Annotated in this window: 12 protein-coding genes; 5 read left to right on the forward strand and 7 right to left on the reverse strand. The window is 69.5% G+C overall.

The features are described from left to right. The first annotated feature begins 93 nt into the window (after window positions 1–93). The gene (locus ABD235_RS28750) at window positions 94–2,355 is read left to right on the forward strand and encodes an FdhF/YdeP family oxidoreductase (protein WP_344179731.1); all 2,262 of its coding nucleotides are present in this window, start codon (window positions 94–96) and stop codon (window positions 2,353–2,355) included. A 54-nt stretch (window positions 2,356–2,409) separates the two neighbouring features. Here the strand turns inward: ABD235_RS28750 and ABD235_RS28755 are convergent, their stop codons facing one another. Next, on the reverse strand, window positions 2,410–3,774 hold the full coding sequence (locus ABD235_RS28755; RefSeq protein WP_344179734.1) for an MFS transporter: 1,365 nt from the start codon (window positions 3,772–3,774) through the stop codon (window positions 2,410–2,412). A 25-nt stretch (window positions 3,775–3,799) separates the two neighbouring features. Here ABD235_RS28755 and ABD235_RS28760 point away from each other — a divergent pair, with 25 nt between their 5' ends. After that, entirely contained in the window at window positions 3,800–4,381 is a 582-nt protein-coding gene (locus ABD235_RS28760; RefSeq protein ID WP_344179735.1) for a CGNR zinc finger domain-containing protein, read from the forward strand. Window positions 4,382–4,491: 110 nt separating this feature from the next. On the opposite strand, the gene ABD235_RS28765 is transcribed toward ABD235_RS28760, so the two are convergent. Together ABD235_RS28765 and ABD235_RS28770 are read right to left on the reverse strand one after the other, a co-directional pair. After that, a complete protein-coding gene (locus ABD235_RS28765; protein WP_344179737.1) occupies window positions 4,492–6,711 on the reverse strand; it encodes an MMPL family transporter in 2,220 nt (739 codons plus the stop codon). 234 nt (window positions 6,712–6,945) lie between these two features. Beyond that, window positions 6,946–7,482: a M48 family metallopeptidase gene (locus ABD235_RS28770; protein ID WP_344181332.1), complete on the reverse strand. Its 537-nt coding sequence runs from the start codon at window positions 7,480–7,482 to the stop codon at window positions 6,946–6,948. A 513-nt stretch (window positions 7,483–7,995) separates the two neighbouring features. Between ABD235_RS28770 and ABD235_RS28775 the strand changes: the two genes are divergently transcribed. Then, window positions 7,996–8,154 carry a DUF5679 domain-containing protein gene (locus tag ABD235_RS28775; protein WP_012922897.1) on the forward strand — a complete coding sequence of 53 codons (159 nt, stop codon included), beginning with the start codon at window positions 7,996–7,998 and terminating at the stop codon, window positions 8,152–8,154. A 132-nt stretch (window positions 8,155–8,286) separates the two neighbouring features. Beyond that, window positions 8,287–9,600 carry an ABC1 kinase family protein gene (locus tag ABD235_RS28780; RefSeq protein WP_344179740.1) on the forward strand — a complete coding sequence of 438 codons (1,314 nt, stop codon included), beginning with the start codon at window positions 8,287–8,289 and terminating at the stop codon, window positions 9,598–9,600. Between the two features lie 3 nt (window positions 9,601–9,603). On the opposite strand, the gene ABD235_RS28785 is transcribed toward ABD235_RS28780, so the two are convergent. Beyond that, window positions 9,604–9,771, reverse strand: coding sequence for a hypothetical protein (locus ABD235_RS28785; protein WP_344179742.1), 168 nt, complete (start codon window positions 9,769–9,771; stop codon window positions 9,604–9,606). 16 nt (window positions 9,772–9,787) lie between these two features. Here ABD235_RS28785 and ABD235_RS28790 point away from each other — a divergent pair, with 16 nt between their 5' ends. Then, the gene (locus tag ABD235_RS28790) at window positions 9,788–10,321 is read left to right on the forward strand and encodes an NUDIX hydrolase (RefSeq protein WP_344179743.1); all 534 of its coding nucleotides are present in this window, start codon (window positions 9,788–9,790) and stop codon (window positions 10,319–10,321) included. Between the two features lie 210 nt (window positions 10,322–10,531). Here the strand turns inward: ABD235_RS28790 and ABD235_RS28795 are convergent, their stop codons facing one another. From ABD235_RS28795 to ABD235_RS28805, 3 genes are all read right to left on the reverse strand, one after another. After that, window positions 10,532–10,717, reverse strand: coding sequence for a hypothetical protein (locus tag ABD235_RS28795; RefSeq protein ID WP_184797048.1), 186 nt, complete (start codon window positions 10,715–10,717; stop codon window positions 10,532–10,534). Between the two features lie 61 nt (window positions 10,718–10,778). Beyond that, window positions 10,779–11,066, reverse strand: coding sequence for a WhiB family transcriptional regulator (locus ABD235_RS28800; RefSeq protein WP_344179750.1), 288 nt, complete (start codon window positions 11,064–11,066; stop codon window positions 10,779–10,781). A gap of 151 nt (window positions 11,067–11,217) precedes the next feature. After that, the gene (locus ABD235_RS28805) at window positions 11,218–11,415 is read right to left on the reverse strand and encodes a hypothetical protein (protein ID WP_344179751.1); all 198 of its coding nucleotides are present in this window, start codon (window positions 11,413–11,415) and stop codon (window positions 11,218–11,220) included. Window positions 11,416–11,739: the final 324 nt, after the last annotated feature.

Below are 11,739 nucleotides of genomic sequence, written 5' to 3' on the forward strand. Positions count from 1 at the left end.
AGACTTCTGTCCGCTATCGGCCGTCACCTGACCGCAACCACAGCGACGCCTATCAACAAGTCCCTCCCTCAGAGAAAGATTTATGGTTGAACCATGGTCGACATCGAACAGCCGAAGAAGAAGGCGGCCGGTGTTCCGGCCGTGCTGTCGTCGTTCAAGTTCGGGTTCCGCGAGATGGGCCCGGCGCGGACCGGCAAGGTGTTCCTCAAGATGAACCAGGACGGCGGTTTCGACTGCCCGTCCTGCGCCTGGCCCGATCCCGACCACAAGCGCAAGCACGCGGCGGAGTTCTGCGAGAACGGCGCCAAGGCGGTGGCCTGGGAGGCAACCCGCAAGAAGATCCCGCGGGCCTTCTTCGCCGAGCACTCGATCGACGACCTGAACCGGATCTCCGAGTTCGAGCTGGGCAAGCTCGGCCGGATCACCGAGCCGATGCTGCTGCGGGCCGGCGCCGACCACTACGAGCCGGTCGGCTGGGACGAGGCGCTGCACGTCGTCACGCGGCACCTGCGCGCGCTGGACGACCCGAACGACGCCGTCTTCTACACGTCGGGCCGGACCAGCAACGAGGCCGCGTTCCTGTACCAGCTGCTGGTCCGCGCGTACGGGACGAACAACCTGCCCGACTGCTCGAACATGTGCCACGAGTCCTCCGGTACAGCGCTCACCCGCGTGATCGGCAGCGGCAAGGGCGCGGTCACCCTGGAGATGCTCGAGGAGGCCGAGCTGATCGTCGTGGTCGGCCAGAACCCGGGCACCAACGCGCCCCGGATGCTCAGCCACCTGGAGATCGCCAAGAAGCACGGCGCGGACATCGTCTCGGTGAACCCGCTGCCCGAGCCGGGCCTGATGAACTTCAAGAACCCGCAGCGCCCGTCCGGCTGGGTCGGCAAGGGCACCACGCTCGCCGACCAGCACCTGCAGATCCGGATCGGCGGTGACCAGGCGCTGTTCCTTGCCGTCGGCCACTTGTTGCTGCAGGCCGAGGCGGACGCGCCGGGAACCGTGCTGGACAAGGCGTTCATCGAGTCGCACACCAGCGGGTACGAGCTGTACGCCAAGCACAACGCCGAGCTCGACTGGCCGGCCGTCGAGCAGGCGACCGGGCTGAGCAGGGCCGAGATCGAGGAGTTCACGCAGCGGTTCCTGAAGTCGAAGGCCACGGTGATCTGCTGGGCGATGGGCCTGACCCAGCACCGCGAGGCGGTCGCGACGATCACCGAGATCGTCAACGTGCTGCTGCTGCAGGGCAACATCGGCAAGCCCGGCGCCGGGCCGTGCCCGGTCCGCGGCCACTCCAACGTCCAGGGCGACCGCAGCATGGGCATCTGGGAGCAGATGCCGGCCAAGTTCCACGACCGGCTAGACGCGGAGTTCGCGTTCACCTCGCCGCGCGAGCACGGCATCGACGCGGCGCAGACCGTGCAGCGGCTGCGCGAGAACGACGTACGGGTGTTCTTCGCGATGGGCGGCAACTTCGCGATGGCCACGCCGGACACCGACGTCGTGCACCGGGGCCTGCGCGCGTGCGACCTGACCGTGCACGTGTCGACCAAGCTGAACCGGTCCCACACGGTCGCCGGCAAGGAGGCGCTGATCCTGCCGGTGCTCGGCCGGACCGACCACGACAAGACGGCGCTCGGTCCGCAGTCGGTGACGGTCGAGGACTCCCAGGGCGCGGTGCACCTCTCGACCGGGAACCTGGTGCCGCCGTCGCCGGACCTGATGTCCGAGGTGGGACTGATCTGCGCGCTCGGCGAGCTGCTGGTACCGGACGTCGGCGAGATCCCGTGGGCCGACTTCGCCAAGGACTACAGCCTGATCCGGCAGCGGATCGGGCGGGTCTGCGACGGCTACGAGAACTTCGAGGACCGGCTGCGCGCGAACGAGGGCGGCTTCCTGCTCGCGCACGCCGCCCGGGACAAGCGCGAGTTCCACACCTCCGACGCACGGGCGCAGTTCAGCGCGAACGACCTGACCTGGCTGCCGACCGAGCCCGGACGCCTGCTGCTGCAGACGATGCGGAGTCACGACCAGTTCAACACGACGATCTACGGGTTGGAGGACCGCTACCGCGGTGTCCACGGGACGCGCGAGGTGGTCTTCGTGAACCCGTCCGACTTGGCTGACCTCGGCCTCGAGGACGGGCAGTACGTGGACATCGTGAGCGAGTTCGCGGGCGTGGAACGGCGGGCTTCGGGGTTCCGGCTGGTTTCGTACCCGACGGCTCGGGGGTGCGTTGCGGCGTACTACCCGGAGACCAACGTGCTGATGGCAGCCGATGACGTCGCCAAGGGCAGCAACACTCCGGTGGCCAAGGGGCTGACGGTGCGGCTGGAGGCTGCTGCTTCCTGAGCCTGCGGTGCGGCTGGGGGCAGCCGCACCGCCGTGCACCTCGGGGCAGCTGCCTCACCGTGCAGCCGGCGCCAACTGCTTTCTGAACCACGGTTGGATGCTCGCCAGTACTGCGGCTGTCGCGGCGCTGGCGAGCCACAGGCCTTCGGGGCCGGCGGCCTTCAGCAATTGGGTGGCGGTCAGCGGTGCGATGGTCGTCGCGATGCCCCAACTGAGGCCGAAGACCGCCAGGTAGCGCCCGCGGGCGTGGTCGGGGGCCAGGCCGGACGCCTGCGTGAGGTAGCGGGTGAGCAGGAATAGGTCACCGAGGCTCCAGAGGACTGTGGCGAGCAGGAAGACCGTGAGGCTGTGCGCGAAGGCTGTGACGACCAGCCCTGCGGCGAGTAGGCCGTAGCCGATGGCGATCGAGCGGAAGTCGTCCAGGCCCCGCACGCGGAGCAGGCGCTGGGCGAGGATCAGCGTGACTGCGGAGACGGCCAGGATGAACCCGGTGCCTGACTCGGGCAGGCCCTGGTCGAGCAGGGTGAGCGGGATGCCGATGATGAGCTGCATGTAGAGCGTCGCGAAGACTGTGCCGCTGGCCAGCAGGAGAAGCAGTCGCCGATCACGCCACACAGCCACCTTGGGCTCCACCCCGCGACCTCGGTCCGCGGCGCTACCGGCCGCCCGGCTGCGGCCTCGCTCCACTGCAGCAATGGTCGCCGTGCGGCGAGCTCGTCGGTCGGCTGGGAGCGCCAACGCGACGACGATGGCGCAGGCCAGGCAGGTGATTGCGTCGGCTACGAACAGCCAGCGCAGGTCGAAGTGGCTGACTGCTGCGGCGAGCAGACCGGCTAGCACGCCGGCCGCCGCCATTGCCGCACCGAGCAGCCCGTACGCCGTGGGCCGGTCGGCCGGCTCGGTGACGTCGGCGATGGTCGCCTGGCTGGGTGGCTCGTAGATCTCGAACGCCAGGCCGAGCAGGACGGTCGCCAGTGCGGCGGACCAGAGCGCGTCGCTGAGCGCGATCCAGAGCTGGGCGACCGCGCAGCCGGTCAGGCCGAGGACGATCGTGCGCCGACGGCCGAGGCTGTCGGCGAGCTGGCCGCCGAGCAGGCGGGACGGGATGGTCGCGGCGCCGAAGACGGCGAGGATCAGTCCGGTCTGCGCCAGCGAGGCGCCGAACTCGACGGTGAGCACCACCCCGAGGAACGGGAGCGTGAAGGCGCCGATCTTGTTGACCGCGCGGGCCAGGACGAGGATCCAGACGGTCGGCGACAGACGTCGCCAGGAGCCCCCCGGGGCGGACGCGACGGCCGACGACGGCGTCGGCGGAGAAGTCGGCGATCGCCCGGCGGCGCCGGTGCTGTTCGGCGCCGAGCGTGAGGGGTGCGCGGGGATCTCATCGCCGTGACTGTCTAAAGCGGTATCGTCGGTCACGCCATCGACTCTACGAAGGAGCAGCGTGACTGGTCAAGTGTCTTTTGATAGTCATACGCGGAACGTGCTGGCGGCGTCGGTCGAGTACGTGAACCGGCTGACGCCGGGTTGGTCCGGCGGCGTGGCCTTCGACGGGCCTGCCGACGAAGCGCAGGCGGTCGCCGAGTCGCTGGTGGCGATCGGTTATCCGCAGCCCTCCGTCAAAGCGGCCGACGCGCGGCGGCTCGCCGTACTGGCGGGGCGGATGAGGATCGTGTTCGAGGCGGCGCAGACCGGCGATCTCGATCGGGCGGCCGAGGAGATCAACGCGTTGCTGCTCGACACGAACGCGCGGCCGCAGCTCGATCGCCGGGAGAAGGGGTGGAGCCTGCACTTCCACGGGCCGGACGACGGGCTGGTCAACGGCTGGGCCGCGGGCTGTGCGGCGGGTCTCGCGCTGGCGCTGGGCAGTGATCTCGCTGGACGGTTGGGAGTGTGTGCGGCGCCGCAGTGCGACCGGGTTTTCGTCGATGTGTCGCGCAACGGGCAGCGGCGGTTCTGCTCCCCGCAGTGCCAGAGCCGGGTGAAGGCAGCCGCCCACCGGGCCCGGCAGTCCCCCACGGGCTGAAACGGGACCTCGGACACCAGGCCGGGACCTCGGACACGTTATGTGCTGTCCGAGGCCCCGATAAGGTGTTCAAGGTCCCAGCTTCACAGCCGAGATCCCGTCGCCGGCGATCAGCCGACCGGGGTGAGCTCGCGCTCCTCCTCCGGGGCCTGGGTGACCGCGTGCTTCGGCGGGGTGCGGCGGAGCCACTTCGGGGCCCACCAGTTCGCGTCGCCGAGCAGGGTCATGATGCTCGGCAGGACGACCGCCCGGATGATCGTCGCGTCGATCAGGATCGCGACCGCCAGGCCGACACCGAGCTGCTTCATGTCCAGCGTGCTCAGCGTCGCGAAGACCGCGAACACCCCGATCATCACCGCCGCCGCGCTGGTCACCACGCCGGCCGAGCCGGTGATGCCCTCGGCCACGGCCTGCTTGGTCGGCACCCCGCGCAGCACAGCCTCGCGGATCCGGCTGACCACGAACACGTGGTAGTCCATCGACAGCCCGAACAGCACCACGAAGAGGAACAGCGGCAGCCAGGACACGACCGCCCCGTTCGACCGGAAGTCCAGCAGCCCTTCGGCCCAGGTGTTCTGGAAGACGGCCGTGACCACACCGTACGCCGCACCGGCGCTGAGCAGATTCAGCCCGATCGCGGTCACCGCGACCACGACCGACCGGAACGTCACCATCATCACGATCATCGTCAGCAGCAGCACGAACCCGATCACCAGCGGCAGCTTCGACCGGGTGTGCGCCGCGTAGTCCACGTCCGCCGCCACGAACCCGCCGACGGCGTACTCGGCGCCCGGCACCTTGCCGACGGTCTGCGGGATCAACTCGGTGCGCAGCTTGGCCAGCGAGTCCCGCGCCTGCTCACTGCCACCCTCGTACGGCGTGGCAACCTCGACCACGGTGACCCGCCCATCGGCCGAGACCCGCGGCTTCTCCAACCCGTCCTCGGCGTAGAGAGAGTCGCCCGCGGTCCGCTTGCCCAGCTCCACCAGGGCAGCCTGTACGGCGGCCTGCTGGTCGGCCGGCGCCTTGATCGCGACCTCGTGGCTCGTCCCCGTGCTGGGGAAGGCGGCGGTCAGCCGGTCGTAGGCCTGCATCACCGCGGTGTCGCGCGGCAGGTCCTCGGTACCGGGGAACTTCAGGGTCATCCCGAGCGCCGGCGACGCCACGGCGAGCAGCGCGACGACGGAGACGGTCAACGTGGCGACCGGGTGCTTCAGCGCCGGCTTCAGGACCGCGGGCCAGAACCGCGGCGCCGACGTACGCGCCGTGAGGCGCCACAGCAGCGGGATGCGCGGACGGTCCACCCAGCGACCGAGCTTGGCCAGCACCGCCGGCAGCACGGTCAGCGAACCGGCGACGGCCACCGCGACGACCAGGATCGACCCGACCGCGAAGGACGAGAACACCGCGTCGCGGGCCAGGAACAGGCCGGCCATCGAGATGATCACCGCCGTACCGGAGACGACGACGGCGTGGCCGGAGGTCGCCGCGGCGATCTCCACCGCGTCGACGTGACCGCGGCCCTTGGCGCGCTCCTCGCGTTCGCGTCGCAGGTAGAACAACGAGTAGTCGACGCCGACCGCCATGCCGATCAGCAGGATCACGCTGTTCACCGCGTCGACCGCGGGGACGAACTGGGAGGCGGCCGCGGCGAGCCCGATCGCGGCGGCGACCGCGGACAGCGCGAGCAGCAGCGGCACGGTCGCGGCGATCAGCGCACCGAAGGCCACCAGCAGGATCGCCAGCGTGACCGGCAGGCTGAACATCTCGGCCCGCTTGAAGTCCTCGCCGAGCGTCTCGTTCAGCGCCTTGTCGATCGACTCGCCGCCGACCTGCTCGACCCGGAGGCCCGGAGTCTCCTGCTGGACCTTGGCGGTCGCGTCGAGCAGCGGCTGGACCCGGTTGTCGTCGTCGCCGTCCTTGAGCTCGACCCGGACGATCAGGGCGTTCTTGTTCGGCGCGAGGATCGGCTGGGCGACGTCCGCGACCCCACCGAGGGCGCGCATCCGTTCCGTCACGACCTTCGCGACCTCGTTGGCCTTGGCCTGGTCGAGCGACCCCGAGGACGGCGTGATCAGCACGCTCTCCACGTCCGGGTCGTCGAAGTTGCCGGACTTGACGATGTCGTCGGCCCGGGTCACCTCGCCGATGTCACCCTCGTTGGTCGACTCCTTGGTCCCGGTCATGCTGCCGAGCGCGAAGCACGCCACCACGACGGCGAGCCAGAGCGCGATCGCCCGCCACGGGTGGGTGGCGCTCCATCGTGCCGCCCGGACCGTCAGCGGTCCCCTCGACCGGCGCTCGGCCCGGCTGTTCAACTGGCCACTCATCTGGCTTCCCTGCCCCTCTGCGCGACGACGCGCACCCTGGCAGCGGAGCCCCTCCGCCACGCTGCCGATGCCCATCAGCCTCCCGTCCGGGAGGGGGTCGCCACCATGCAGATGTCCCCCTACTTCCCCTGGGGCAGGCCCCACCTCGACCCTGGGGAAAACCACACCCCACCCCGGGCCGGAGTCACTCGTACGGCGTACGGAAAAGGCGCCGGTACGCCGGGGAAGCGCCGCTCAGAACTCGTCGAGGTCCAGGCTGGCGCCGGCCGAGACGCCCTCCAGGTACCCCTCGGCGCGCTCGGCCTTGGGGTAGCGGTGGACCAGCTCCCAGAAGGCCGCGTTGTGCGACGGCTCGACCAGGTGGACCAGCTCGTGCACCAGCACGTAGTCGACGACCCAGGCCGGCATCGACTGCAAACGGGTCGACAAACGGATCGATCGGTCCGCCGGAGTGCAGGATCCCCATCGTCTGTTTTGGTTCGAAACCCAGCGAACCGACGCAGGTTCGGGCACTTCGGGAAGGTGGCGACACGCGAGTTCGTGTGCTCTGGCCAACAATTTTTCGTCCGACACGCGGGATTTGCTGCGCTGCCGATCGAGCCGCTGGAGCATGGTCTCGACCCAGCGCGCCTCCTCGGTCGCGGACAGCCGGTCGGGCATCAGCACGACCACCCGCTCGCCGTCGCGGTACGCGCTCACGGTCCGCTTGCGCCGCTTGCTGCGCCGGATGTCGACGTACGGCGGGATCGGGCGCGGTGGGGAGTCGGCCATAGGACAAACCGTATCGCCCGAATCCGGCGACTTTCTTGCGTCCACATCCTGTGCACAGACGTTTTCGCAGGTCAGACGGGTGATCACGGGTTCGTGGATCCGTGTTGTTCACACCCTGTTCCCCCGCTCGTCCACAGCGCCGCGCGGCGCGCCCCACAGCTTGCCCACAGAGTTATCCACAGGGGTGGACAACGCGGCCTTGCCAGCGCGGCGGCGGCCTTCTAGCGTCAGGGCCAACAGGCTCCCGGACCGCCTCCGGGGCCACTCGGAGGGGAAGCCGAGTGGTTCCGCAGGCGGACTCCCGGGAGCCTGTTCCGTGCCGGGACGGAACTCGGAAAGGGGTTTCCACGCGGCACGCGGGCGCTGGGGTGCGCTTGAGCCACGCTCAGCCTGCCGTAGGGTGAATCTCGACTGGGCCGAACGGCCTACGGCAGGACGGTCTGCCGTTAGCATCCACGACGGCCAGGGGCCTGCAAGCCCCGGCTGGTATTCAGAGCAAGGAGAGAGGCCCTCATGGCAGAGACCTGGAGCGGCGAGTTCTACTGCGTCAAGTGCAAGGCCAAGCGCACCGCCGACGGCGAGGTCAAGGTCAACGACAAGGGCACGCGCATGGCCAAGGCCAAGTGCCCCGAGTGCGGTACGAACCTGAACCGGATCCTCGGCAAGGCCTGACGCACCAGCACCACGTCGTAGGGGCGGTGGTCCGGCTTCGGCCGGGCCTCCGCCCCTCGTCGTTACCCACCCGGTACGACGCGCCGGTGACCCCGCCGGGGGCGGGCTTGGGTGAGGCGACAGAATGGGGGCGTGTCCGATCTCCCCCGCAAGGCGCTCAGCCGTACGGCGAAGCTGGCGAGCCTGCCACTCGGTGCCGCCGGCCGCGCGACCGTCGGACTCGGCAAGCGGATCGGCGGTGCGCCGGCCGAGGCGGTGATGGCCGAGTTCCAGCGCCGGACCGCCGACCAGCTGTTCTCCGTCCTGGGTGAGCTCAAGGGCGGCGCGATGAAGTTCGGGCAGATGCTGAGCCTGATGGAGTCGGCGATGCCCGAGGAGTTCGCGGCGCCGTACCGGGCGACGCTGACCAAGCTCCAGGACTCCGCTCCGCCGATGCCGGCCGCGACGGTCGACAAGATCCTGTCCGAGGAGCTGGGCAAGCGCTGGCGCAGCCGGTTCTCGGAGTTCGACGACAAGCCGGCCGCCGCCGCGTCGATCGGCCAGGTGCACCGCGGAGTCCTCAAGGACGGCCGCGAGGTCGCCGTCAAGCTGCAGTACCCGGGCGCCGCCGAGGCGCTGCGGGCCGACTTGAAGCAGCTCGGCCGGTTCGCCCGGACCTTCGGGACGCTCGTCCCGGGGCTGGACATGAAGCCGCTGATCGCCGAGCTGCAGGACCGGATCGGCGAGGAGCTCGACTACGACCGCGAGGCGCAGGCCCAGCAGCAGTACGCCGACGCCTTCAAGGACCACCCGGAGTTCGTCGTCCCGCGGGTGGTGAAGCACTCCCCCACGGTGATCGTGTCGGAGTGGATCGAGGGCAGGCCGCTCTCGAGCTTCATCACCGACGGGACGAAGGCCGAGCGCGACGAGCTCGGGCTGAAGTACGTCCGGTTCATGTTCAGCGGGCCGCGACTGGCCGGGCTGCTGCACTCCGACCCGCATCCGGGCAACTTTCGCGTCCTGGCCGACGGACGGCTCGGCGTGGTCGATTTCGGGCTCTGCGCGCGGCTCCCGGACGGGCTGCCGCCGGCGATGGGGCGGCTGCTGCGGATCTCGCTGGACGGCGACGGCGACGAGGTCCTGGCCGGGCTACGGGCCGAGGGGTTCGTCAAGCCGCGGATGGAGATCGACTCGCAGCAGCTGATGGACTACCTGGCGCCGTTCGTGGAGCCGGCCCGGACCGAGACGTTCCAGTTCAGCCGCGCGTGGATGCGCGAGCAGGCGAACCGGACCGGCGACTTCCGTTCGCCGAACGCCGCCCTGGCGCTGCGGCTGAACATGCCCCCGTCGTACCTGCTGATCCACCGGGTGTGGATCGGCGGCATCGCGGTGCTGTCGCAGCTGGAGACCGAAGCGCCGTTCAGGTCGGTGCTGGAGGAGTTCCTGCCCGGCTTCACCGACGAGTAGCGGCTACCACCAGGCGCTGTCGAGCTTGCCTTCGATGCTGCGGACGTTCTCGCGGGCGCAGCGGTCGCAGTAGACGAGCTTGCGCCCGTTCTCGACCGACGTGACCCAGGTCAGCGGCAGGTCCTCGGTCGGCGCCGCCGTACCGCACAGTGCGCAGGTCGGGCTCGTCACAGGAACAATCTAGGGCATGCGTTGGCACATCCACGAGGAGACCGAGGCCTGGGGCAACCCGTGGCTGAGCGTCCGCAAGCTCGACGTCGAGCAGCCCGACGGCGAACGGATCGACTACCACGCGGTGCGGTTGAAGCACGTCGCGGCGGCGGTCGTCAGCAACGGCGACGACCGCGTGCTGCTGATGTGGCGGCACCGGTTCCTGACCGACCGCTGGGCGTGGGAGCTGCCGATGGGCCTGATCGAGCCCGGCGAGTCCCCCGCCGAGGCTGCGGCCCGTGAGGTCGAGGAGGAGACCGGCTGGCGGCCCGGTGCGCTGACGGAGCTCGTCTACTCGGAGCCCGCGGCCGGGATCATGGATTCCACCCACCACGTCTTCCGGGCGACCACGGCGGTCCGGATCGGCGAGCCGACCGAGCTGAACGAGTCCGACCGGATCGAGTGGGTCCCGCTGGCCGACGTACCGGCGATGATCGGGCGCCGCGAGATCGTCAGCGGGATCACGCTCGTGGGACTGCAGCAGGCTCTGCTGGCCCGCCAGGAGCCCTGAACGCCCCGAGGGGCGGCATCCGGGTGGATGCCGCCCCTCGGGCTGCAGCGCCGCTGGTCCGGGCCCCTGCTCCGAGGACCTGCGGGTCGGCTGCTGTGTCGGGCTGCACGCGGCGTGCTGGAGATCTGCTCCGGCCGCGTCAGCCGGTTGTACTAGGGCGCCGGCCGGCCGGACCTGGTGGTCCGGCCGGTGGATCGGCGTCCGGGTGGATCAGACCAGACGGGCGAGGGTGAGGCGCGCTTTTGCGCTGGCCCTCTCCGCGCGCCGGGTGGCCCGCTCGGCCTGCTTCTGCGCCCGGGCGACCTGGGTCGCCAGACGGAAGCGCCGGTTCTGCTCGGCGTCGTTCAGTAAAGATCGACAGTGAGCTCGTGCGAGGTCTTCCTGAAGTAAGTTCATCTGAGTGCTCCTGTGAGTGCGGTTCGGGTTCATGGTTCGAGTCTCGATTCGGATGGGTGGATCAGGCGGCAGTGACGGTGTCGCTCTTGCGGGGACGTCCACGGGGACGCTTGCGCGGCACGACCACTCCCTGAACGAACAGCTGGCCTCCCCACACCCCCCAAGGCTCGGAGCGCTCCAGCGCACCGGCCAGGCACTCGGCCTGCAGCGGGCAAGTGGTGCAGAGAGACTTCGCGTACTCCACGTCCGACGGGGACTCTGCGAAGAAGAGTTCTGGCGCGTAGGACCGACAGGGCAGGTCCTGCGACGTTGCGACCTCGGTGAATGCATCGAGGAAGCTAACGCTCATTCCGGTCACCTCCTAGTGACTGTCTTGCTGATCTCTTGTCGTCCGAACCGGCCACCGGTTGGTGGCCGGCAAACTGTGGGCTGACAAACAAAAAGGCCGCGGGACCCTTGGTGGGTTCCGCGGCCTCGGAGGTGCCGGCTGACTTCGAGAGTCAGACCGGTGGACTCCAAGATCGAGAACCCGAACCGCCACGCTTCACATCGCCGACAGCTCCGCCCTGGATCGGGGCGAAAGCCTGGGCCGTGAGGACAACGGTCTCGACGTGCAGACGCGAGACGGCACCCGGGATCAGGGCGCACGGCAGCGCAGCGCCGACGAACTTCGGCTTCATCGTCATGTTCGTCATCATTTCCCAGGCACCTCCTCTCGTTGTCGCGAACGGGCGGCAAGCTCGATCGCTGTAGTTTGAAGTTTTCGGTCACACCGGTGACCGCAGAAAGAACAGTACGCCGAGGCGCGCGAGGCCCGCAAACTATTTAACGGCAGTTTCTGACATTGGCCGGAAGTTGCCGCCGCGAGGGCCGGATCTGGTGGTCGCGGCACGCTCCGGCGCCCGTCCGGCACGCTGCGGAATCGTTGCCTCTGTCATCTAAGTGCCAGACCGTCTGCCCACCGCAGAACGCTCTTGACCAGGGTGCGGCCCAGATGCCCAAGCAGGCAACAGGTTTCTCTC

It is taken from the genome of Kribbella lupini (assembly GCF_039529595.1).
In the GTDB taxonomy this organism is placed as follows: Bacteria; Actinomycetota; Actinomycetes; order Propionibacteriales; family Kribbellaceae; genus Kribbella; species Kribbella lupini.